This is a genomic window from Ochrobactrum sp. SFR4 (genome assembly GCF_019730395.1).
Lineage (GTDB): Bacteria > Pseudomonadota > Alphaproteobacteria > Rhizobiales > Rhizobiaceae > Pseudochrobactrum.
On sequence record NZ_JAAPBB010000001.1, the window covers coordinates 490,107 to 511,938 of the forward strand.

21 protein-coding genes and 1 pseudogene are annotated in these 21,832 nt (G+C 51.7%); 9 read left to right on the forward strand and 13 right to left on the reverse strand.

Annotation, left to right across the window (positions count from 1 at the left end; all coding sequences use genetic code 11):
* Positions 1-42: 42 nt before the first annotated feature.
* From HBA93_RS02040 to HBA93_RS02050, 3 genes are all read right to left on the reverse strand, one after another.
* Positions 43-774: a Bax inhibitor-1/YccA family protein gene (locus HBA93_RS02040; RefSeq protein ID WP_121992015.1), complete on the reverse strand. Its 732-nt coding sequence runs from the start codon at positions 772-774 to the stop codon at positions 43-45.
* 209 nt (positions 775-983) lie between these two features.
* Complete coding sequence (locus tag HBA93_RS02045) at positions 984-3,557, reverse strand: ABC transporter permease (RefSeq protein ID WP_221722151.1); 2,574 nt, start codon at positions 3,555-3,557, stop codon at positions 984-986.
* A gap of 17 nt (positions 3,558-3,574) precedes the next feature.
* Positions 3,575-4,312, reverse strand: coding sequence for an ABC transporter ATP-binding protein (locus tag HBA93_RS02050; RefSeq protein WP_221722198.1), 738 nt, complete (start codon positions 4,310-4,312; stop codon positions 3,575-3,577).
* A 291-nt stretch (positions 4,313-4,603) separates the two neighbouring features.
* On the opposite strand from HBA93_RS02050, the gene HBA93_RS02055 reads away from it, so the two are divergent.
* Both HBA93_RS02055 and thpR read left to right on the forward strand, forming a co-directional pair.
* Positions 4,604-5,269, forward strand: a complete 666-nt coding sequence (locus tag HBA93_RS02055; RefSeq protein ID WP_221722152.1) for an arylesterase — start codon at positions 4,604-4,606, stop codon at positions 5,267-5,269.
* Positions 5,270-5,570: 301 nt separating this feature from the next.
* Complete coding sequence (gene thpR / locus HBA93_RS02060) at positions 5,571-6,191, forward strand: RNA 2',3'-cyclic phosphodiesterase (protein WP_221722153.1); 621 nt, start codon at positions 5,571-5,573, stop codon at positions 6,189-6,191.
* 194 nt (positions 6,192-6,385) lie between these two features.
* On the opposite strand, the gene HBA93_RS02065 is transcribed toward thpR, so the two are convergent.
* On the reverse strand, positions 6,386-6,877 hold the full coding sequence (locus tag HBA93_RS02065; protein ID WP_221722154.1) for a low molecular weight protein-tyrosine-phosphatase: 492 nt from the start codon (positions 6,875-6,877) through the stop codon (positions 6,386-6,388).
* A gap of 340 nt (positions 6,878-7,217) precedes the next feature.
* Here HBA93_RS02065 and HBA93_RS02070 point away from each other — a divergent pair, with 340 nt between their 5' ends.
* From HBA93_RS02070 to HBA93_RS02090, 5 genes are all read left to right on the forward strand, one after another.
* Positions 7,218-7,511, forward strand: coding sequence for a 4a-hydroxytetrahydrobiopterin dehydratase (locus HBA93_RS02070; RefSeq protein WP_121992021.1), 294 nt, complete (start codon positions 7,218-7,220; stop codon positions 7,509-7,511).
* 81 nt (positions 7,512-7,592) lie between these two features.
* Entirely contained in the window at positions 7,593-7,985 is a 393-nt protein-coding gene (locus HBA93_RS02075) for a YkvA family protein (protein WP_121992022.1), read from the forward strand.
* Between the two features lie 287 nt (positions 7,986-8,272).
* On the forward strand, positions 8,273-8,776 hold the full coding sequence (locus HBA93_RS02080; protein WP_121992023.1) for an invasion associated locus B family protein: 504 nt from the start codon (positions 8,273-8,275) through the stop codon (positions 8,774-8,776).
* 298 nt (positions 8,777-9,074) lie between these two features.
* Complete coding sequence (gene rlmN / locus HBA93_RS02085) at positions 9,075-10,313, forward strand: dual-specificity RNA methyltransferase RlmN (RefSeq protein WP_113943623.1); 1,239 nt, start codon at positions 9,075-9,077, stop codon at positions 10,311-10,313.
* Positions 10,314-10,326: 13 nt separating this feature from the next.
* Positions 10,327-10,797 (forward strand): hypothetical protein, encoded by a 471-nt coding sequence (locus HBA93_RS02090; RefSeq protein WP_221722155.1) that lies wholly within the window; start codon positions 10,327-10,329, stop codon positions 10,795-10,797.
* A gap of 116 nt (positions 10,798-10,913) precedes the next feature.
* Here the strand turns inward: HBA93_RS02090 and HBA93_RS02095 are convergent, their stop codons facing one another.
* Complete coding sequence (locus HBA93_RS02095; protein WP_075654033.1) at positions 10,914-11,573, reverse strand: LysE family translocator; 660 nt, start codon at positions 11,571-11,573, stop codon at positions 10,914-10,916.
* 219 nt (positions 11,574-11,792) lie between these two features.
* Here HBA93_RS02095 and HBA93_RS02100 point away from each other — a divergent pair, with 219 nt between their 5' ends.
* Positions 11,793-13,013: an argininosuccinate synthase gene (locus HBA93_RS02100; protein ID WP_121992278.1), complete on the forward strand. Its 1,221-nt coding sequence runs from the start codon at positions 11,793-11,795 to the stop codon at positions 13,011-13,013.
* A gap of 311 nt (positions 13,014-13,324) precedes the next feature.
* Here HBA93_RS02100 and trhA read toward each other — a convergent pair whose 3' ends face one another.
* From trhA to HBA93_RS02140, 8 genes and pseudogenes are all read right to left on the reverse strand, one after another.
* Entirely contained in the window at positions 13,325-13,984 is a 660-nt protein-coding gene (gene trhA / locus HBA93_RS02105) for a PAQR family membrane homeostasis protein TrhA (RefSeq protein WP_221722156.1), read from the reverse strand.
* A 323-nt stretch (positions 13,985-14,307) separates the two neighbouring features.
* Positions 14,308-15,204 (reverse strand): annotated as a pseudogene (locus HBA93_RS02110) (transglycosylase SLT domain-containing protein); the annotation flags it as partial.
* Positions 15,204-15,392, reverse strand: a complete 189-nt coding sequence (locus HBA93_RS02115) for a hypothetical protein (RefSeq protein WP_028233459.1) — start codon at positions 15,390-15,392, stop codon at positions 15,204-15,206. The gene HBA93_RS02115 and the pseudogene HBA93_RS02110, both read right to left, overlap by 1 nt.
* Positions 15,393-15,626: 234 nt before the next feature.
* On the reverse strand, positions 15,627-16,319 hold the full coding sequence (locus HBA93_RS02120) for a fumarylacetoacetate hydrolase family protein (protein WP_221722157.1): 693 nt from the start codon (positions 16,317-16,319) through the stop codon (positions 15,627-15,629).
* 66 nt (positions 16,320-16,385) lie between these two features.
* Positions 16,386-17,030, reverse strand: coding sequence for a nucleoside/nucleotide kinase family protein (locus tag HBA93_RS02125; protein WP_221722158.1), 645 nt, complete (start codon positions 17,028-17,030; stop codon positions 16,386-16,388).
* On the reverse strand, positions 17,027-17,815 hold the full coding sequence (locus HBA93_RS02130) for an ATP-binding cassette domain-containing protein (protein WP_221722159.1): 789 nt from the start codon (positions 17,813-17,815) through the stop codon (positions 17,027-17,029). The genes HBA93_RS02125 and HBA93_RS02130 overlap by 4 nt, the downstream gene beginning before the upstream one ends.
* Entirely contained in the window at positions 17,812-18,909 is a 1,098-nt protein-coding gene (locus HBA93_RS02135) for an ABC transporter permease (RefSeq protein WP_122092738.1), read from the reverse strand. The genes HBA93_RS02130 and HBA93_RS02135 overlap by 4 nt, the downstream gene beginning before the upstream one ends.
* Positions 18,910-19,093: 184 nt before the next feature.
* On the reverse strand, positions 19,094-20,116 hold the full coding sequence (locus tag HBA93_RS02140) for a substrate-binding domain-containing protein (protein ID WP_122092737.1): 1,023 nt from the start codon (positions 20,114-20,116) through the stop codon (positions 19,094-19,096).
* A 331-nt stretch (positions 20,117-20,447) separates the two neighbouring features.
* Between HBA93_RS02140 and HBA93_RS02145 the strand changes: the two genes are divergently transcribed.
* Positions 20,448-21,686 (forward strand): ROK family transcriptional regulator, encoded by a 1,239-nt coding sequence (locus tag HBA93_RS02145; RefSeq protein ID WP_221722160.1) that lies wholly within the window; start codon positions 20,448-20,450, stop codon positions 21,684-21,686.
* Positions 21,687-21,832 lie beyond the last annotated feature (146 nt).

The window sequence follows — 21,832 nt, forward strand, 5'->3', positions numbered from 1 at the left end:
ACGGCTGCCCTTTCTGATTTCAAAACCTGAAAAACTTCAGCATTATTCACGATTGCCCAGGAAGTTGAGCAGGAACATGAACATGTTGATGAAGTCGAGGTAAAGACGCAGTGCGCCCATTACAATCTTACGACCCATCGCATCCGATGCATCACCTTCGTAATACATTTCCTTGATCTGCTGGGTGTCATAGGCGGTCAGACCGGCAAAGATCAGAACACCAAGAACCGATACTGCAAACTGCAGAGCAGTGGAGCCGAGGAAGATGTTAACCACGGAAGCAATGATAAGGCCGAACAGACCCATCATCAGGAACGAGCCCATTGCCGACAGGTCGCGTTTGGTGGTGTAGCCGTAAAGCGACAGGGCACCAAAAGAGGCTGCGGTAATGAAGAACGTGCGCACGATGCTCTCGCCGGTGAAGACGAGGAAGATCGAAGACAGCGACAGACCAACCAAACCGGCATAAACCCAGAATGTCAGCTGCGCGGTTGCAACGCTCATGCGCTCAATGCGGAAGCTCAGGAAAAAGACGGCAGCCAATGGAGCAAGCATTACGACCCATTTCAGCGGGCTGCCATACATAAGTTGTGCGAAGGCCGGATTGTTCATGGCGAGATAGGATGTGCCGAGTGCGGCCAGACCGGTTACGGCTAGACCAATCGCCATCATATTATAAACGCCAAGCATGTATGAGCGCAGTCCCTGATCGACGGCTGCGTCTGCGCGCGCCCCGACCGGGCTCTGCGCCTGTACATTACGAAAATCTACCATAATATTCCTCTTGCCTTGTTCCGTCCGGTGTCGGGGGCGCTCCCCAGGCGCCGCTGGCGGAACCCCAGCATGCCTGCCTGATATAATGGTTATTTTGCATGTTCAAAACAAGACCAAACAACCTCATACCAGTAAAAAAGCTATGTTTTTAGAATCTTTTACGCTCCGTCCTGTTTCTCCCGGAGCGAAAAAACAGTATTTTTCAGCCTTTATAATTCCCGTAAAACACTCCCTGCCTTCTGCCCAAGCACCCGCCATGTACCGGCAAGGCCAAAGCCGACAGTCAGAACCAGCGCCGTCAGCACTGTGAAAAATGCTACGTCCGGCAGCATCCGCATCTGTAAATTCATCAGCTTCACAACGACAAACCATGCAGCCAGACCGCCTGCACCAAGGGCAAAAACGGCCGTTGCCAATCCAAGCAACGCATATTCATAGACAAAAGCACGGATCAGCGTGAGACGTGTGGCACCCAATGTTTTCAGCACCACCGCATCATGCTGTCTGGCACGGTTACCCGCTGCCAAAGCTCCGGCCAGCACCAAAATTGCCGCCAGCAAGCCAACCGATGCAGCCCATCGTATAGCCACAGCCAACTGGCTGATCAGGTCATTGGCCACTTCAATCGCATCTTTAACCCGCACAGATGTGACCGCAGGGAAAGTCTGCGTTACCGTGCGCAACACATTGGCTTCCTGCTCCGGTGCCGCATTGGCATCAGTCAGTGTCGCCAGCCATGAATGCGGCGCGCCGGCAAATGTATTTGGCGAGAATACCATGACGAAATTGATCGCCAGTGTTTCCCACTGTACCTGACGGAAATTGGCAATCTTCGCGGTAATATTCCGGCCAAGCACATTGACTGTCACGGTATCACCGATTTTAAGCCCGAGTTCTTCCGCTTCTTTGGCCGCAAAAGACACCAGCGGCTCACCACTATAATCTGCAGGCCACCACTCACCTTGTGTCATTGTGGAATTTTCCGGCAGATTTTTCGCATAGGTAATACCGCGATCTCCGCGCAGCACCCATGCACCCTGCGGCGGCACAGTTACCTTATCAACATCAGTGCCGTTTAACGCCACTATGCGTCCGCGTAACATCGCTGCACTGACGACTTTGCCTTCCGGTGCTGTTTTCGCCAACAAATCGCGGAAGCCATCGATTTCCGTATTCTGAATATCAACAAAGAAGAAGTTAGGCGCATGGGCAGGCAGGCTCTGGGTGATCTGACGACGCAGATTACCGTCAACCAGAGCCAGTGCCACAACCAAAGTCAGGCCAAGACCGAGCGAAAGCACAACAGAAGGCGTCAACGCACCCGGACGGTGAATATTACCGACTGCCAGCCGCAAAGCCGGAGACTTAAACCGCGGGGCATTACGCGCCAGCATCCGCAACCCGTAGGAAACACCGCGCAAAATAATAAATGCAGCAACTGCTCCCACGATAAACACACCGGCAATGCGCTGATCTTCAACAAAAAACAACACCAGCCCGATCAATATCAGCAGCAGAAGTCCTGCAGTCAGCATGTAGAGCAGTGGCGGCCAGCCGCTTTGGTCAAAACCTTTTTGGCGGAACAAAGCCGTTGCCGGAATTGTCCGTGCCCGCCCCAAAGGCAGAAGGGCAAAGATCAGCGTGGTAATCAATCCAAAAGCAGTCGCCAGTAGCAACGCTTGCGGATAGAGCTTCAGCCCGCCGCTGACCGGCAGATAGGATGACAGGCCATAGATCGCAGCGGCGCTTAGCCCCAGTGACAGCACCAGTCCAATGACAATTCCGATCAGCGCAATAGCCACGATCTGAAACAGATAAATCAGCACCACAAAATCAGCCGATGCGCCGAGCGATTTAAAGGTCGCAATAACAGGCCGTTTGCCGTCGAGAAAACTGCGCACTGCATTGGCAACACCGACACCGCCGATAATCAGCGATGTGAGGCCGACAAGGGTGAGAAATTGCGAGAACCGCTCAATATTAGCAGATAAAGCCGGTGCCGCATTATTACGGTTGCGGATATTCCAGCCTGCTTCAGGGAAGTTTTTCTCTGCCGCCGCTTCCAGTGCTGTCAGACGTGTATCCCGTGCCCCCGCCTGCGTCGTATCCGGCAAGGCGATTTTATAAATATAGTTGACCAGACTACCCGGCTGAATAAGACCGGACGCCCGCAGAGCCTCATCAGATGTCAAAAAACGCGGTGCCAAAGCCATACCGGAACCCAGCATATCCGGTTCGCTCTCGATCATCGCCCGTAAAGTGAATTTTGCCGAACCAAGCATAATCTGGTCACCGAGCGTCAAGCCCAGACGATCCAGCAAAAGCTGCGGCACAGCCGCGCCATAGGCGCCGTCTTGCAATGCAAAACGGTCTGAAGCCACCAGATCCGGTGCCAGCTTCAATGTGCCATAGAGCGGATAGGCGCTATCCACGGCTTTCACCTCGACCAGCGCCTGATCGGAACCATCTGTCATGCGCACCATTGAACGCATGGTGATATTTTCAGATACCGTGCCTTGCGCGTTCAGAAATTGTCGTTCCTGCTCCGTCACCTCACGCTGATTGAGCATAAAGCTGACATCACCGCCGAGAATAGCCTGTCCTTCAACCGCCAGACCATCGGCAATAGAACGGGCAACGGAATTGACGCCGCCAATTGCCGCGACACCAAGCGCAATACAGCCGAGAAAAATATAAAAGCCGGTTAAACCACCGCGCATTTCGCGCAAAGCAAAACGCAATGCCAGCGCGAAAGACGGTTTCGTTGCAGTTTGACTTGTCATCCCTGTCATGTACGCCGTCATTGCGCAGCTTCCGCCTGAACAGCCTCTTCACGCGCATTGCTCTTGCCAGATATGGGATCAGAATGAATGCGACCGGAGCGCACCTGAATTTCCCGTCCGCAACGGGCAGCCAATGACGGGTCATGGGTCACCAGCACCATTGTCAGCCCGTATTCCTCTTGTTTAGAGAAAAGCAGATCGGCAATCTGGTTGCCGGTTTCACTGTCAAGATTTCCGGTCGGCTCGTCGGCAATCAGAATAGCTGGCCGCGGTGCCAAGGCACGGGCAATCGCCACACGCTGCTGCTCACCACCGGAAAGTGCCGCCGGATAATGTGACAGGCGATGGCCAAGACCAACAGATTTTAAAGCCTGTTCGGCAACGGCAAATGCATCATCACGCCCTGCAAGTTCCAGCGGTACCGCCACATTTTCCAGTGCTGTCATATTGGGGATCAAGTGAAAGGACTGAAAAACAATACCGATATTACGGCCACGGAAAGCTGCGGCCTGATCTTCACTCATCCGGTCGATCCGTTCGCCGCTGATAAGCACCTGACCACTATCGACCTTTTCGAGCCCTGCCAGCACCATCAGCAAGGTAGACTTACCGGAGCCGGACGGGCCGACAATACCAACAGATTCACCGCTTTGTATTTTCAGGGAAATATCATTGAGCACATGAACGCGAGCGGCATTGCTGCCCAGTGTGAGATCAATATTCTCAAGCGTAATACCGGATTGTAAAGGCTGCATGGTCACGTCATTTCCCTGATAAATGGCGGAGGCTAGAGCGGTTTACGTTCAGATTGGATCACAGCACTCGCTCTGGTTTCTTTAGTGGTCGCATTATCACGGCCGTCAGTTGATACAACCTGACTGTGAAATGCTCCGGAAAGGCATAATGTTGTCTATTTGGGGTCAAAGAGTGTGAATGTACAGGGCAGGACGTGAAATACTGTCTTCAGTCATCGTCAATTTGGCTCTTGCAAGCCACAGAATATTCGCCATATGCAAATAAGAAAGTTCAGACAGGATCAAAAACCAATGGCATTGCGGTTCATACATCTTACAGGCATGGCTTTGCTGCTGGGTCTTTCTTTGGCTGTCTCATTACCCGCAAAGGCACAGGAAGGTGCTGCAGATACGGTGCAGATCGTTGGCTTCGGCGACAGCCTGATGGCCGGCTATCAGCTGGCTCAGACGGACGGCTTTACCGCCCAATTGCAGACAGCACTCAGTGAAGCCGGTTATAAAATCGCAGTTGCCAATGCCGGTGTTTCCGGCGACACCACCAGCGGCGGTCTGGCACGTCTCGACTGGTCTGTACCGGATGAAACGCAACTGGTTATTCTGGAACTTGGTGCGAATGATGCCCTGCGCGGCATTTCCCCTGAGCTGACCGAGAAAAATCTCGACCAAATGCTGGCGCGCTTAAAGGAACGCGGTATTCCGGTGCTGCTCGCCGGTATGATTGCGCCGCCGAATATGGGTGCCGATTATGCCGCTAAATTTAATCCGCTTTATCAGAAGCTGGCGGATAAATATCAGGTCAGGCTTTACCCGTTCTTTCTTGATGGTGTGGCAGCTGACAAAAAACTGCTGCTGGAAGATGGAATGCATCCGAATCCGCAAGGTGTGAAGGTCATGGTTGCCAATATTCTGCCGGATGTGAAGGCCATGCTGGATCGGGAATCAATTGATCTGAACTGATCGTGCGGGAAGATTATCAACAAACGGGATTCATCTTCCTGACACAATCTGTATGATAGTTATTCAATCAGAAACACATGATCTGGTAAAAAGCGGCAAAACTTAACACGAACAAACAAAGTTTTGGGGCTTATCTCATAAAGCACTTGTGCAATGAGCAGATCAGTGGTTCGCTATCAGTTAAGGCTTTACAGGCTGCTTCGTTCGCAGGTTGAAGAGCCGCTCCAGATCAGACCGCAAGTCAATGGTGCTGGTTTGGAAAGAACCATATTTGAGACCATATCCCATTGAGGAGGATGCTATGCCGCGCCTTTTCACTGCCCTTGAAATCTCCCGGGATGCTGCCCTGTCACTCTCACTTTTGCGTGGCGGGCTTATCGGACCCAAAGGTTCTGTCCGCTGGATTGATCCGGAAAATTATCACATCACATTACGGTTTATCGGCGATGTCGAAGGTCATGTGGCCGATGAGATCGTTCACGCGCTTGACCGGATTGACCGGCCCGGCTTTACGCTGCAGCTGACCGGCGTCGATGCGTTCGGCACCAAAAAACCGCATAGTATTTATGCCGGTGTTGCGCCGTCTCCCGAACTGCTGGCTTTGCAGGCAGAAATGGAGCGGATCTGCCAGAGATTGCGGCTGCCGCCTGACCCGCGCAAATTCACCCCGCATGTCACACTGGCACGGCTCAAAGGTCTGCCGGATATGCAGATTGCCCGCTATCTCTCGGAGCGCGGTAATTTCACTACGCTACCGTTCAACGTCACCCGTTTTGTGCTGATGTCCTCCAAGGAATCCACCGGTGGCGGACCTTATGTGACGGAAGAAGTATGGCCGCTGCGCAACCCCTCATTCAATACAGGCTTTGAAGACGGAGCATCGCCTCTGTATTATCAGTTTCGTGCCGGTGCCGCAGAGTAAGTTGCGGCACCATAATAGACAAAGTGCAGCAGAGTAATCTGCAGCGCCTAACAAACAAAAAAGCGGCAGAGTTATCTGCCGCTTCCTAATTAAGTCGTCTGTTGGCCGGCACCGCAGTATAACCTATCGGCTAGCGCCTCATTATCCCAGCCTGTCAGCTAGCGCCTCATTATCCTAGTCTGTCGGCTAACGCCTCAGGCCAGTCTGTCGGCTAGCGCCTCCGCTGCCTCCCGAACCATCAGGTAAACCCGCTCGAAATCAGCAGCACCACCATAATACGGATCAGGGATTTCCTCTCCGTGATCAGCATTATTACCCTCAAAGCCGTCCCGTGCCACTGCAGTGAACAATCCTGTCACCGCAGTGCTGCCCGCTGGTGCAAGACGGTTGATTGTCATCAGATTGTTCTGATCCATGCCCAAAATCAGGTCAAAGCGGTTGAAATCCGCAGCCCCAAGCTGGCGACAACGTTGCGCGGAAATATCGATTCCGTTTCTTGCCGCAACAGCAACAGAGCGCCCATCCGGAGCCTCACCGGTATGATAGCCATTGGTGCCGGCGGAATCGATCAGAAACTCCCGCTGCGGAAACCGTTCTTGTAAAACACTGCGCATAATACCTTCAGCCAGAGGAGAACGGCAGATATTACCAAGACAGATAAAGAGTATTGAAAATGGCTGCGACATACATCCCCCCGACATTCAGGTCATAAAACACATAGAGCGCCGTGTGCCAGACTTGGCACACAAAGGCCGCCCTAACACTTTAAAATTAGAGCATAATTTTACCTTAAACTGATCCAAGTTTAAGGAATTATGCTCTAGGCAACGGATGCGGGCGTGTTTCAGCCTGCGCAATCATTGAATCAATGATGGCACCCGCTCAGAATTCGCTCTGATACTGCATCAATATAAAATGTGAAATGAACCGAAACTGTACAAAAAACAAGTTACGATAATTTAATCCGGTTTCATGCTAATATCCCCGTTCTAATATCCCTGTTTCTGGCCGTATCAGGAGCTTGCCATGTCCCGAACACCCCTCACCCGTGAAGAAATTTCAACAACCATGCCCGGCCTGTCCGGCTGGGAATTATCGGAAGATCACGGCTCAATCCGTAAAAGTTTCAAATTCCGCGACTTCAATGCAGCTTTTGCCTTTATGACCCGTATTGCCATGGCTGCAGAAAAACTCGACCACCATCCGGAGTGGTCAAATGTTTATAATAAAGTCGAAATTACCCTCACCACCCATTCGGCCAAAGGCCTGACAGCGCTGGATATGCGCATGGCACAACTCATCAATGATTATGCAGGATGATCCGTTCCCGGTGCCGCAGCAACGCCCATATCTTGTAAAGGCCCTCAGGTCACACCATCTCTTTCCCGATGAGGATTTGCTATGGATGATGTCAAAATAGGTGAAATCTTGCAGCCGGGCTCAGAGCGCGAACAGGAAAGCCGTGCACAACGTGTGCGCAAAAATTTCTGGAAAACTCTGAAAAAGACCGCAGGCAAAATACCTTTTACGGAAGAACTGGTCGCATCCTATTATTGCGCACTGGATACGAAAACACCTGCCCGTGTGCGCGCAACTTTGCTTGCTGCACTTGCTTATTTTGTGCTGCCTTTTGATTTTGTACCTGATCTTCTGGTCGGCATCGGCTTCACTGACGATATGGCTGTCTTAATGGCAGCGCTGGCCTCTGTGCGCCGGCATATTACACCGGCGCATTATGCCGCCGCACGACAATCCTTAAGTCAGAATCCTGACACGGAACCGCAGGAGCACTGATCTCTGCTCACTTGCACCGGCGGTACAAATCGCTGATTTCAAAGAATACAGAATCAAAAAACCTGAGAACAAACTATCGCCGTTTTCCTGATGCTGAAGTCACAAATAAGGGCAAGTGAGTGAGAATTTCTGCATATTCTGCAGAAAAACAACTCCTTTGCCTTAAAACTTCACGGTTTGGTAACCCAGATTAAGTCAAATTAAGACAAACAAACGGGACGTGCCTTAAACAGCATGTTTCCCGAATTTTGAGTTTGAAGCAAAACGAAAGAGAACCGGTAGGACCTATGCTTGGAAAATCGATCGTCGCGGCTTCTGTGTTCACAATGGCTATGGCAGGCAGTGCGCTTGCCCAGTCGCCGAGCCAGATCAGCCAGTTCAACGCCTGGGGCGCATACAGCTATCAGTCGGGCAACGGTAAAGTATGTTATGTCCTGTCCGTCCCGACCCAGAAGCAGCCTGCATCTGTAGACCACGGAGATAATTTCTTCCTCGTCAGCCAGAAGCCGGGCCAGAATGTATCCTTTGAGCCGCAATTTATGGCCGGTTATGAATTGCAGGGCAATTCTAAAGTAACTGTCACCATCGGCAGCGCGCGCTTCACCATGTTCACCAATGGTAAGTCCGGCTGGATGGAAAATGCTGCGGAAGAGCCTAAGCTGATTGCTGCCATGCGCGGCGGCTCAGACATGGTTGTGAATGCTGCATCAAAACGCGGCACAAAAACCACCTATACTTACTCCCTGAAGGGCATTTCAGCAGCTCTCGCTGCTATCCAGAAATGCCGCTAAGCGGTCTGGTCAGAAACACCGCTAAAGCGGCAAAATCTGAAAAGTTTAAAAGCCGGATTTATATCCGGCTTTTTTGCATCCCGGCAGTGAATACAAAAAGTCGCAAATCATAATCCTTGATAAAAGCGTGACGCAGCGCCATTTCCATGCTATGAGGCCGCACTTCAGGGTATTTTTGCGGATCTCGATGCGAAAAACGCCCCCTTTAAATCATGCAACAGTGCCGTTCTATCAGTTTCAAGTCAGGGCTTTTGTCCTTCTGATGCGGCTATGCAATTGTGAGCCTTAAGTAAAACCGATGTCTATTTCTTATGACCTTACCACGCCTCAGACCCGTGATGCACTGGCTGCCAATGCCCGTGCAATGCTGGCACCAAAGCCGACACTGATCGGGCTTTCCCGTGAGGAACTGGGTGAGGTTCTGCTGGAAGCCGGCATAGCCCCGAAGCAAGTTAAAATGCGCGTTGCGCAAATCTGGCATTGGCTCTATGTGCGCGGTGTTTCGGATTTTGCCGATATGGCCAATATCTCCAAAGATCTACGCGCGGCTCTGACCAAAGACTATACAATTGCCCGTCCGGAAGTTGTGGAAGAACAAATCTCCACCGACGGCACACGCAAATGGCTGTTCCGCTTTCCGCCGCGTGGCGCCGGTCGTCCGGTTGAGATCGAATGTGTTTACATTCCGGAAGAAGGCCGTGGCACGCTGTGCATTTCTTCTCAGGTCGGCTGCACCCTTACTTGTTCTTTCTGCCATACCGGCACCCAGAAACTGGTACGCAACCTGACGGCTGAAGAAATCCTCTCGCAGCTTCTCACCGCCCGTGACCGGCTTGGTGATTTCCCAGAGGCCAACACACCGGATGGTGCGATTGTGCCTGCTGAAGGGCGCAAGATCACCAATATCGTGATGATGGGTATGGGCGAACCGCTCTACAATTTTGAAGAAGTGAAAAAGGCACTGCTCATCGCATCCGATGGCGATGGTTTGTCCCTGTCCAAGCGCCGTATCACGCTGTCAACCTCCGGCGTTGTGCCGGAAATCTACCGCACCGGTGAAGAAATCGGCGTGATGCTGGCGATCTCGCTCCATGCTGTGCGTGATGATCTGCGTGACATGCTGGTGCCGATCAATAAGAAATATCCGCTGGAAGAGCTGATTAAAGCCTGCCGCGCTTATCCGGGCCTGTCGAATGCCAAGCGTATCACCTTTGAATATGTGATGCTCAAAGACGTCAATGACAGCCTGGAAGATGCCAAGAAACTGGTGCAGCTGCTCAAAGGCATTCCGGCGAAAATCAATCTCATTCCGTTCAATCCGTGGCCGGGCACCAACTACCAGTGCTCCGACTGGGAGCAAATTGAACGCTTTGCCGATTATGTGAATGCAGCAGGCTATGCCTCACCGATCCGCACACCGCGTGGTCGTGATATTCTCGCAGCCTGCGGTCAGCTGAAATCGGAATCCGAGCGTATGCGCAAAACCGAACGTCTTGCTTTTGAAGCTATGATGATTGCCAATCACGGCGAAGACTGAGAGCAATTATCATATGGATAAAAGCCTGCAACTGATCGGCCGGTTCACAGTCATTATTTTTGGCTATGGCTGTGCTGTTCTGGCTGCGGGCCTTTTTCTGAATATTATGCTGATATCCACCATCGGTATGCTGCCGGATATTATCAATGATGGTTTTGAATATGGCTTCGGAGCCGGGCTGTTTGTGGCCACACCATTTATGGCCATGATCATCGGCTATCTCGCCTTCTGGCCTGCACTTGCAGCTATTGCCATCGGTGAATATTTCAACAAACGCGACAGCCTGTTTTACAGTCTCTGCGGTTTGGCAGCCGGTATTATTCTCTTCGTGGCAGGCTTTCAGCCGGATGTAAAAAATGCCGACGAAGCCATGATGATGATGAGCGTAGCTTCAGCAGGGATTATCGGCGGCTTTACCTATTGGCTGGTAGCCGGACGTTGGAGCAATCTGGTTTCCGGCAAAGAGACACCGGAAACCAAATAATTTTCCTTTAGAGCATTTTATATTTAAGTTGAATCATTCGAAATGCTCTGCCTTTTTCTTTTCACGCATGTCCTTTCCCCAAAACCGGTGTTCGCTTTTGGGAAACATCTTATAAATTATTTGCCTTCTGCCAGCAGAATTTTCAGCGCAAAAACTGAGAAAACACCCGCAAAAACATAATCCACCCAGCGTGTGACCGTCGGATTTTTCTTCAAAAGACCAGCGAATTTATCGGCTGCCAAAATCATCGGCACCACCACCGGCAGGCTGAGCGGAATGAAAGACAGGCCGAGGAAAAACAGTTTCCCCGGTGCATGCGGATCATGCGCCGAGACGAATTGCGGCAGGAATGTCATATTGAACAGGATGATTTTCGGGTTGAGCAAATTAATCCCTAAACCCGTTGCCCAGTTCTGAAATATCGTATGTTTTTTACCGCTGCTTTTTTCCGGCGAGAAAGCTGAACCTTTGCGCAGCGCCTGTATTGCCAGCCATACCAGATATCCGGCACCAACAACTTTCAGCACCCAGAAAGCACCCGGTGATGCGATAATCAGTGCAGACAAACCAATCGCCACCATGGTGGTATGGATGACGATGCCGCTGGAAGCGCCCGCAAGGCAGGCGAAACCAGCCGCCTTCCCCTCAGATAAAGCTCGTCCGACAAACAGTGTCATATCAGGGCCCGGTGTGATCGACAGGATAAATGTCGCAATAGCGAACTGGACCAGAACCGGCCAGTCCGGAATAAAAGTCAGAGAATTTAAGAATGACATGCATGCGCCCCGAAGCGGTTAAGTTTTACCAAACTAACGCAGAATTTGTTTCTGCGGAACCGGATTTACATAGGCATATCTAAAATTTAACAATCTCACGACTGTGCCATTAAGACGGCTTGCTTCACACTATTGAGATGATAAAAGAAATATCAGAATTTCATCGCTGCAAAGCGAAAAACACTCAGATGCCGTACCGGCACGTACTGGATGCATAAAATGAACAACTGGAAAGACGTTAAAAAAGTCGTGCTCGCTTATTCCGGCGGTCTCGATACTTCTATCATTCTGAAATGGCTGCAGACCGAGCTCGGTGCTGAGGTTGTGACTTTCACTGCTGATCTCGGTCAGGGTGAAGAACTGGAACCGGCACGCAAAAAAGCTGAAATGCTCGGCATCAAAGAAATCTTCGTTGAAGATGTCCGTGAAGAATTCGTCCGCGATTTCGTTTTCCCGATGTTCCGCGCCAATGCTGTTTATGAAGGCGTTTACCTGCTCGGTACTTCGATTGCCCGTCCGTTGATCTCCAAGCACCTCATCGAAATTGCCAAGAAAACCGGAGCTGATGCGATTGCTCATGGTGCAACCGGCAAGGGCAATGATCAGGTTCGTTTCGAATTGTCCGCTTATGCGCTGAATCCGGATATCAAGATCATCGCTCCTTGGCGCGACTGGTCGTTCAAGAGCCGTACAGACCTGCTCGACTTTGCTGAGAAGCACCAGATTCCGGTGGCAAAAGACAAGATGGGCGAAGCTCCGTTCTCCGTTGACGCCAATCTGCTGCACTCTTCCTCGGAAGGTAAAGTACTGGAAGATCCGGCTGTTGAAGCGCCTGAATATGTGCATATGCGCACCATTTCACCGGAAGCTGCGCCAGACAAAGCCACCATCATCAAGATCGGCTTTGAGCGCGGTGATGCGGTTTCGATCAATGGCGTGCGCATGTCGCCTGCAACCTTGCTGGCTGCACTCAATGATTACGGCCGCGACAATGGCATCGGTCGTCTTGACCTCGTTGAAAACCGTTTCGTAGGCATGAAGTCCCGCGGCGTTTATGAAACACCGGGCGGTACTATCCTGCTGGCAGCACACCGCGCGATTGAAAGCATTACGCTGGATCGCGGCGCAGCGCATCTGAAGGATGAACTGATGCCACGCTATGCGGAACTGATCTATTACGGCTTCTGGTTCTCGCCGGAACGTGAAATGCTGCAGGCTGCAATCGACCATAGCCAGCGTCATGTAGAAGGCGAAGTGACACTCAAGCTCTATAAGGGCAATGTGATTGTGACCGGCCGTGAGAGCGACAAGTCGCTTTATTCAGACAAGCTGGTGACATTTGAAGATGATCACGGCGCTTATGACCAGAAAGATGCAGCGGGCTTCATCAAGCTTAATGCACTGCGTCTGCGCACACTGGCAGCCCGCAACCGCGGTTAATCAGGCTAGCCCATCTCAGAAACATCAAAACAGCCGGATCGCTCCGGCTGTTTTTTTATGATTTTTCCAGAGCGGTTTGCGTTCAGATTGGATCATAGCGCTCGCTTTAGTTTCTTTAGCTTGTCGCATTATCATGGACGCCAAAATTGATCCAATTTGACTGTGCAATGCTTTAAAGAGCGCGGCGTTGGATTTTGGTTATGGCGTGGCGAAAATGGTGATTTTCGAGAACCGGAGCGGAATGTACTTTAAGGTACATGAGCACCGGATCGGAGGAAATTACCATTTGCAGACCGCCAGAGCCGAAATCCCTAGTGGACGGCGATGAAGACAGCACTGTAGTGGAGCGCCGCTCCCGCTACGACAAAGCCATGCCAAATGGCATTCTGAAAGCGCAGGCGTTCCCAGACGTGGAAAATAACGCCGAGTGAATAAATAATCCCGCCGGCTGCAATCAGCACCACCACTTGCAGGGGCAGGAACTGCAACAGCTGGTCATAAATCAGCACACCGCTCCAGCCGAGTGCCAGATAAAGTAGGATTGCCAGACGGTCAAAACGACCGGGCATTGTCAGCTTCAGTGCAATACCACAAAACGCAATCAACCAGACCAGCCCCAAATGCCAGCCAGCCCCCTCGCCCATTTTCATAATGAAGGGTGTATAGGTTCCGGCAATCAGCACATATATCATGGAGTGGTCGAAGCGGCGCAGAAACTGCTTCACCGGAGAAACCGGCCAGATATTATAAATTGCAGAAATCGTCAGGGCAGCTACGAGGCTCAGCACATAAATCAGTGCCGAGATATAAATCACCGGCGAAATCTGTCCTGCAAAATACCACAGCATCACTGCTGCGCCGCCAACAGCCATGGCCACACCCACAACATGGACGATGCCATCCGCCCATAATTCCGCCTTGTCATAGAGACGTGCAACGGAGGCTTCGGCCTTTTGTAAAATCTGGTTCATGGTGCCGCCTGCACAATTTCGGGGTGATGATAAAAAGCGAGGTCAAAATGAGTATGCGTCAGAATGATTATAGATTCATGACGACAAAATGACCTGTCTGTAAAATTACCCGTTCAAAAATGCAGACAATAAAAACCGCCTGCTTCATAAGAGAAACAAGCGGTTTTACAACTTGCAAAATTTTCAGATCAGCGGGTGCTGAAATCCCGTCTGTTCGGCTGCACGCGCGATGCTTTTGCAGATTTAGCAACAGACTGTGTGACCATAGGATCGGTTTGCGCCACATCAACAGCATTACCGGTCGCAGCGGCAGTCGCAGCTTTGGCGGCTTCTGTGGTTTTACCCGGCTCAATGAAAGCGGTGCGGATAGAGTTCGGCCCTTTGCGCAGGCCGGTTTCTTCCAGCAGACCTTTGCGCTTGGCATCATAATAATAGCCGCGGGCATAGAATTTCACGGCCTGTGTTTCATTCCCGCCGGCAACTTTATAAGCGCCGGCCAGATATTTCACCGCATAGCGCAGATTGGTATTGGCGTTGAGCAAGCCTTGCGCATTGCCCTGATAGCCCATACCGCGCGCTGTGGCATGACTGATCTGCATCAGGCCGAAATACGGACCATTGCGTGCAATCGGATTATAACGGCTCTCACGCTGCACAACGCGGTGCACAAGGCGCTCCGGCACCTGATAGGCTGCCGCATATTGGCCGATAAGATTATGCAATTCCGGCTTGCTGTCTGCCGCGATCTCGGCACGCTGCTCGACCAGATGGTTCGCAGTGCCGGACTTGGTAACGCCGGTATATTTCACTTCGCCCGGTGTATTATGTGCACCGGTTGCCAGTGACGGTGTTGCCGTTGCAATCAAAGCTTCCGTTGCGGTCTGGCGGAACGCCGGTGTCGGCACGGAAGCCGGCAAAACCGGATCACCTGCATCTGTCACGGCCAGAGCAGCGACCTGTGCAGCATTACCTTTTTCTGCCGCATAGGCAGAAGCTGCAATTGTAGCACCTTTTGCGCTGCCGTCAGGATTAGCGTCGATAACAGCAGCCTCTGCGGGCGCACTGACCGTAGTAGCCATATCTGCCACGGCGACATCAACAGCCTGAGTTGTTGCCGAATTGGCGGCAGTTTTTGAATTATTTGTGGTGGTACAGGCCGACAAGGCCACAACACCGGAGAGCAGAACAGCAGAACGGAGAGCCAGAGCTGAAAATCGCATCAGGCACCCGTTTCGTTGTTGAGACGTTTTTCGAGTTCAACCAGATCTTCCGGCAATGGCAGACCACTGGCTCTCATCGCATTGAGCTTCTCACGAATGGACTCAGCCAGTTCATGCATGTCTTCCGGCTGGTTGACCATCTGCTCAAACAGTAAAGCGATTTCCGCCTTGATCTCTTCGAATGCCATCGGGCGATCCTTTTTGTTGTCTTCGTTTGCGGGCAGCACAAGCCATCGCTCGACAAACGTAAGAAGCGACACAGCAGAATGCATTGATTAAACGCAACCGGAAACTGTATCGCTCATGCAGTAAAAATCGTCATAGAATCCCGAAGATTGAGGATTCCATCTCATGGTTGATGAAATATTTACAGAGATTCCGCCCGTGAGACCAGCCGTAAAATGCAATCCGTACCAAAAGGGTCAGACAACTTTTGTTGTCAGATGTCCGATAGCGTCAACACCGCCCTCCAGAATATCGCCCCGTGCAACAGCGCCGACACCCGCAGGTGTACCGGTAAAGATCAGATCTCCGGCCTGTAATTCATAGAGTGTGGAAAGAATTGCAATGGTTTCCGGCACGGACCAGATCAGCTGGTTTATATCACCCTGCTGAACGGTTTTACCATTAATTTTCAGCCAGATAGCACCGTCTTGCGGATGACCGATACGGCTTGCAGGCACCAGTGCAGAACATGGAGCGGAATGCTCAAACGCCTTGGCAGTCTCCCACGGGCGCCCCTGCTTTTTAGCCTGCCCCTGCATGTCGCGCCGTGTCATATCCAGCCCGACAGCATAACCGTAAACATGCTCATTGGCCTGTGCTGCCGGAATGTTTTTTCCGCCTTTTTGCAGCGCCACAACCAGCTCAATTTCATGATGCACATCATTGGACAACGGCGGATAAGGAAAATTACCCCCATCTGCCACCAGATTATCCGGATTTTTCTGGAAGAAAAATGGTGGTTCACGATCCGGATCATGCCCCATTTCCCGCGCATGATCTGCATAATTGCGGCCCACACAATAAATACGGCGCACAGGAAAGCGTTGATCGCTCCCCTCAATCGGCAAGGTTACCGGCGGCTGGGCAGGAAAGATCAGCGTATCAGACATGGGCATTCTCTTAATGGTAAATTCTGGCTGTTAAATTCTGAATTTGCCCGAGCCTACAGGAAAGTTTCAATCCTGCAAGATAAAGTCTGCCTTACGGGACTGTTCTGTCACGGTTTGCGCATTGGGAATATCATTGGCAAGTGCGCGCGTTCTGGCTGCTTCATAATCCGCACCATGATCCAGCCAGCGCTGAATAAGGCGCTGCTCCAGAACCGGAAGCGGCACTTGCAAGAAAATGCTCAGATCAAAATATTGGCGCAGATCGCACCAGACAGGCTGATCCAGCAGCAGATAATTACCCTCGACCAGTAAAATCTGATGCTGCCCCGTGACCATGGCAGCCCCCGCACGTGCCAAATCCATTGACCGGTCAAAAACCGGAATCGCAATATCACCGGTTTCCGTTTTCAAACGGGACAGTAGCGCCCGAAAACCATCCGCATCAAAAGTATGCGGTGCACCTTTTCGCGCCCTGTAACCACGCACATCCAGAATGGCATTATCATAATGAAACCCGTCCATCGGCACGACAACAGATGGCTGAGCGGCGGATAAAGCATTGATCTCCTGACACAGCGACTCCGCCAGCGTGGATTTTCCCGCAGCAGGTGCTCCCGCAATTGCAACAATCAGACGCTCGCGCCCCTTTGCGCGCGCCAGAATTTCCGCAGCCAGCGCTTCACGCTTTATCACAGGTGCTTCAGGCATCATGCAGCCAGCATCTCATCAGTCGGAGTCAGTGCGCCGGTCATCAGCGCCACAGCATCAGACATAGAACATTGACGGGGATTGATCACCGCCAGTCTTTTGCCAAGCCGATGCACATGCACACGATCCGCCACTTCAAATACATGGGGCATATTATGGGAGATCAGCACAATCGGCAGGCCACGTGATTTCACTTCCTGAATGAGATCAAGCACGCGACGGGATTCTTTAACCCCTAATGCGGCTGTCGGCTCATCCATAATCACAACCTTGGAACCAAAAGCCGCCGCACGCGCCACTGCCACGCCCTGGCGCTGACCGCCGGAAAGTGTTTCCACCGCTTGCGAAATATTCTGGATGGTCATCAGTCCGAGTTCTGAAAGCTTATCGCGGGCGATCTGCTCCATTTTCTTATGATCGAGCTGGCGGAACACACTGCCCATCAATCCGGATTTGCGCAACTCGCGCCCCAGAAACATATTATTCGCAATCGACAAAGCAGGCGACAAAGCCAGATTTTGATAAACGGTTTCAATGCCTGCTGCCCGCGCGGCAATCGGCGAACGGAAGCTCACCGGCTGACCATCAAGGAAAATCTCACCCTCATCCGGTTGGATTGCACCGGACAGCGCCTTAATCAGCGAAGATTTTCCGGCACCGTTATCACCGATAACCGCCAAAACTTCACCCGGATAGAGATCAAAATCCGCATGATCCAGTGCCGTAACACGGCCATAGCGTTTGACGAGGCCTTTTGCCGACAAAACCGGCTGAACTGACTGTTTCATGCCGCAGCCTTTCTGATCCACTGGTCAATTGCGACCGCAACGATAATCAGGACACCAATCAGCAGATAGGTCCATTGCGGATCGGTTCCCCACAGGCGCAGTCCCAGCGAAAACACGCCGACAATCAATGCACCGAACAATGTACCGAGAATGGAGCCGCGACCACCGAACAGGGAAATCCCTCCGATCACCACAGCCGTAATGGATTCAATATTCGCAAACTGCCCCGCTGTCGGTGAGACCGAACCAAGGCGCCCGATCATCGCCCATCCTGCCAATGCACAGATCAGACCAGCCAGAATATAGACAGACATCAGAACCGGTTTGACACGCACACCGGAAAGCTGTGCCGCCTCGGGATCATCACCAATCGCATAAACATGCCGCCCCCATGCCGTATGATTGAGCACATACCAGAGAACCAGAACCAGCAGCACCATGGCAATCACACCATAGGTAAAGACCGCACCACCGAAGCGGATATTATTTCCGAAAAACTGCAATATCGGCGCTTTTTCGGTAATTTCCTGCGCACGGATGGTTTCATTGGCGGAATAGAGAAAATTGGTCGCCAGCACGATCTGCCACATACCAAGCGTGACGATGAAAGGCGGTAATTTCCAATAAGCGACGAACCAGCCATTGAAAAAACCGCATAAAGCGCCGACAGCAAAACCGCACAGGATGGATAATTCCGGCGGCAGACCATAACGGAAAGTAAACTGTCCCATCACCACCGAAGACAGTACCATGATTGCACCGACGGACAGATCAATACCGGCCGTTAAAATGACCAGTGTCTGCGCGGAAGCAATAATGCCGGTAATGGCAACCTGCTGCAAAATGAGTGTCAGCGCAAAGGCAGAGAAAAATTTGGATCCGACCAGAACAGCAAAAATCGCCAGAGACAGCACCAGCACGATCAGCGGTACGGCCGCCGGATTGTGATGCAGGATCACACGCATTCTGTAGAGCAGACTGCGGTCCTCATTCTCAAAACTGGCAACACCGGAGGCGCTGTTCACCAGAACCTTTTCAAAATCCTGCTGGGTGCGCTTGACTTCCGTTTCATGATTTTGCGTGGTTTCTGTCATAGGTGCTTCCGGTTGCTGCAGCCTGAAAAGGAACCGGCACGAGGATCACGCCGGTTGATTTCTTAGAGCGCCGTGCGTCCGACCGGGCGCACAAAGGTCGCTCTAACACTTGAAATTAGAGCATAATTTTACCTTCAACTGATTCAAGTTTAAGCAATTATGCTCTAATAGAAAGACACGGGGATCAACCCCAGCACTTCGCCAGACCTTCTTTGGTATCGATAGATTCAACACCCTCAACCGGCTGGTCAGTTACCAGCATCACACCGGTATCAACAAAGGTCTTGCCTTCTGTCGGCTTCGGTTTTTCACCGGTATCAGCAAATTTCTTAATTGCTTCAATGCCAAGTGTTGCCATCTGCATCGGATATTGCTGCGCTGTTGCGCCGATCACGCCGTCAGCCACATTTTTCACACCCGGGCAACCGCCATCAATGGAAACAATCATCACATCTTTTTCACGGCCAACAGCTTTCAGCGCCTCATAAGCACCGGCTGCAGCAGGTTCGTTAATGGTGTGCACCACATTGATATTCGGCTCTTTTTGCAGAAGATTTTCCATAGCACGGCGGCCGCCTTCTTCATTGCCGTCGGTCAGGTCGCGACCGGCAATACGCGCATCATCCTCATCGCCAAGCACATCCTTGTTTTTCGGATCAATACCGAAGCCCGTGGCAAAGCCCTGATCGCGCAACACGTCAACACTCGGCTGCATGGCAGTAAGGTTCAGGAAAGCGACTTTGGCATCTTTGGCTTTATCACCCAAACGCCCTGCAGCCCATTTACCAACCAGTTCACCTGCCAGAAAATTGTCTGTTGCGAAAGTCGCATCCGCAGCATCAGCCGGTTCCAGCGGCGTATCCAGTGCGATCACCAGCATACCGGCATCACGCGCCTGTTTCAGCACAGGAACAATGCCTTTAGTGTCAGAAGCGGTGATGAGAATGCCTTTTGCACCATCGGCAATACAGGTTTCCACCGCTGCAATCTGGCTTTCCGTATCGCCGTCAATTTTACCCGCGTAGGATTTCAGATTGATGCCAAGTTCCTTGGATTTGGCAGTCGCGCCTTCTTTGATTTTTACAAAGAACGGATTGGTATCCGTTTTGGTAATCACGCAAGCTGTCACTTCAGCCGCCTGCGCTCCCGCACCTGCAACACCTAATGCCAGAAGGGCAAAAGCAGAGGTAAGAATAGTTTTTCTCATGAACTCCTCCCAGAGTCATTTTTTACGATCAGTTCAAGCACCGAACTGCGTAGCTGAACCAGCCAAATCAATTGTCTCAGGCGCCCTCTTCCGCCGCCTCTGCGCTGCGATTTCATGAAAGAGCAAATTTATTGCCCCCAGAAATATGTGCAAGCGCGATCATGGAAACACGGGTTTTCAGTCCTGTCAATTAATAAATCCACTTGATTTATTAATTCGCTATGTCAGTCTAAGATCAGTGTCATGACAAAAACTGTCCGCGCAGGCTTTACTTCAAAAATAATTCTCTTATTCCAGCTCTTTATCCCGAATGCTCCTTACAGGACACCCGATGCACTATCCGCAAGGCGCCCCTATTGACCCCGCCACAACCAGCCGCGGCTCTGACCAGACCGGCATGCGCGCCTATAATGAAAGGCTGATCCTTTCCGTTGTGCGCCGTCACGGTGCCATGCCGCGGGCAGATATTGCCAGACTAACCGGCCTGTCGGCGCAAACCGTGTCCGTCATCATCCGCAATCTTGAGCAGGACGGATTATTGCTCAGCGGTGAGAAACAGCGCGGGCGTGTCGGCCAGCCAAGCCAGCCAATGATGCTCAATCCTGACGGGGTATTTTCCTTTGGCCTGAAGATCGGGCGTCGCAGCGCGGAACTGGTTCTGGTTGATTTTACCGGCACGATCCGCGCACGTATGCACCAGACCTATCTGTGGCCGGTGCCGGACAATATTCTGAATTTCACGCTTTCGGCTATTGAGCAATTCACGGCGCAGCTCACGCCTTTTCAGCAAAGCCGCATTGCCGGTCTCGGCATTGCCATGCCGTTTGAACTCTGGAACTGGGTTGAGGAAGTCGGCGCGCCGCCTGCGGATTTGCAGGCCTGGCAAAGTACCGATATTTGCGAAGCACTGAGCCTGAAACTGCCTTTCCCCGTTCTGATCCAGAATGATGCTACCGCCGCCTGCGGCGCGGAACTGACCTTCGGTTCAGGGCCGGATTATGCGGATTATGTCTATTTTTTCATCGGTTCATTTATCGGCGGCGGCGTTGTACTCAACAATACGCTTTATGCCGGACGCAGCGGCAATGCCGGTGCACTGGGCTCCATGCCGATGGGCAACGGTTTTGTCACTACGGCAGGACAGATCAGCCGCCCTGCCCAGCTGATTGACACGGCGTCCTTGTTCATACTGGAGCGCAGACTCAAACAGCAGGATATTGATACGGCTCTGCTCTGGGCGGCACCGGATAATTGGGAGATTTTCAACCCTGTGCTTGATGAATGGGTATTGCTGACCGCGCGCAGCCTTGCCCACGCAATCTCATCGGCCGCCAGTGTAATTGATTTTCCTGCTGCCATTATTGACGGCTGGATGCCGGAAAATTTACGCGCCAAGATCGTTAAAACTACGCGGAATGAAATCGGCAAACTCAATTTACAGGGAATCATTCCGCCGGTGATTGAAGAGGGCACAGTCGGTGTTCATGCCAAAGCACTGGGTGCAGCGCGGTTGCCAATCTTCAGCCGCTATCTCTTTGATCAAAATGTTCTTTTTAAACACATACAATAAACCCGTCTTACCAAATTTGAACAATGAACCGGTTATTTATGTGAAATCATTTACTTCGGCTTCACAGGACTGCCTATAATATCCGCCATGAATGCAACTTGTTCATTCCACATGCATTTATCTTTTGCGAGAGCCGTTATTGTCAG

Bases quoted from the DNA above. Each gene is read 5' to 3' on its own strand.
- HBA93_RS02055 (WP_221722152.1), top strand. From the start codon at position 4,604: ATGGCATTGCGGTTCATACATCTTACAGGCATGGCTTTGCTGCTGGGT.
- HBA93_RS02130 (WP_221722159.1), bottom strand. From the start codon at position 17,815: ATGAAACAGTCAGTTCAGCCGGTTTTGTCGGCAAAAGGCCTCGTCAAA.
- HBA93_RS02115 (WP_028233459.1), bottom strand. From the start codon at position 15,392: ATGGCATTCGAAGAGATCAAGGCGGAAATCGCTTTACTGTTTGAGCAG.
- HBA93_RS02120 (WP_221722157.1), bottom strand. From the start codon at position 16,319: ATGTCTGATACGCTGATCTTTCCTGCCCAGCCGCCGGTAACCTTGCCG.
- HBA93_RS02095 (WP_075654033.1), bottom strand. From the start codon at position 11,573: ATGTCATTCTTAAATTCTCTGACTTTTATTCCGGACTGGCCGGTTCTG.
- HBA93_RS02140 (WP_122092737.1), bottom strand. From the start codon at position 20,116: ATGAGAAAAACTATTCTTACCTCTGCTTTTGCCCTTCTGGCATTAGGT.
- HBA93_RS02145 (WP_221722160.1), top strand. From the start codon at position 20,448: ATGCACTATCCGCAAGGCGCCCCTATTGACCCCGCCACAACCAGCCGC.
- trhA (WP_221722156.1), bottom strand. From the start codon at position 13,984: ATGAACCAGATTTTACAAAAGGCCGAAGCCTCCGTTGCACGTCTCTAT.
- HBA93_RS02080 (WP_121992023.1), top strand. From the start codon at position 8,273: ATGCTTGGAAAATCGATCGTCGCGGCTTCTGTGTTCACAATGGCTATG.
- HBA93_RS02050 (WP_221722198.1), bottom strand. From the start codon at position 4,312: ATGCAGCCTTTACAATCCGGTATTACGCTTGAGAATATTGATCTCACA.
- HBA93_RS02040 (WP_121992015.1), bottom strand. From the start codon at position 774: ATGGTAGATTTTCGTAATGTACAGGCGCAGAGCCCGGTCGGGGCGCGC.
- HBA93_RS02090 (WP_221722155.1), top strand. From the start codon at position 10,327: ATGGATAAAAGCCTGCAACTGATCGGCCGGTTCACAGTCATTATTTTT.
- HBA93_RS02125 (WP_221722158.1), bottom strand. From the start codon at position 17,030: ATGATGCCTGAAGCACCTGTGATAAAGCGTGAAGCGCTGGCTGCGGAA.
- HBA93_RS02100 (WP_121992278.1), top strand. From the start codon at position 11,793: ATGAACAACTGGAAAGACGTTAAAAAAGTCGTGCTCGCTTATTCCGGC.
- HBA93_RS02070 (WP_121992021.1), top strand. From the start codon at position 7,218: ATGTCCCGAACACCCCTCACCCGTGAAGAAATTTCAACAACCATGCCC.
- thpR (WP_221722153.1), top strand. From the start codon at position 5,571: ATGCCGCGCCTTTTCACTGCCCTTGAAATCTCCCGGGATGCTGCCCTG.
- HBA93_RS02135 (WP_122092738.1), bottom strand. From the start codon at position 18,909: ATGACAGAAACCACGCAAAATCATGAAACGGAAGTCAAGCGCACCCAG.
- HBA93_RS02045 (WP_221722151.1), bottom strand. From the start codon at position 3,557: ATGACAAGTCAAACTGCAACGAAACCGTCTTTCGCGCTGGCATTGCGT.
- HBA93_RS02065 (WP_221722154.1), bottom strand. From the start codon at position 6,877: ATGTCGCAGCCATTTTCAATACTCTTTATCTGTCTTGGTAATATCTGC.
- HBA93_RS02075 (WP_121992022.1), top strand. From the start codon at position 7,593: ATGGATGATGTCAAAATAGGTGAAATCTTGCAGCCGGGCTCAGAGCGC.
- rlmN (WP_113943623.1), top strand. From the start codon at position 9,075: ATGTCTATTTCTTATGACCTTACCACGCCTCAGACCCGTGATGCACTG.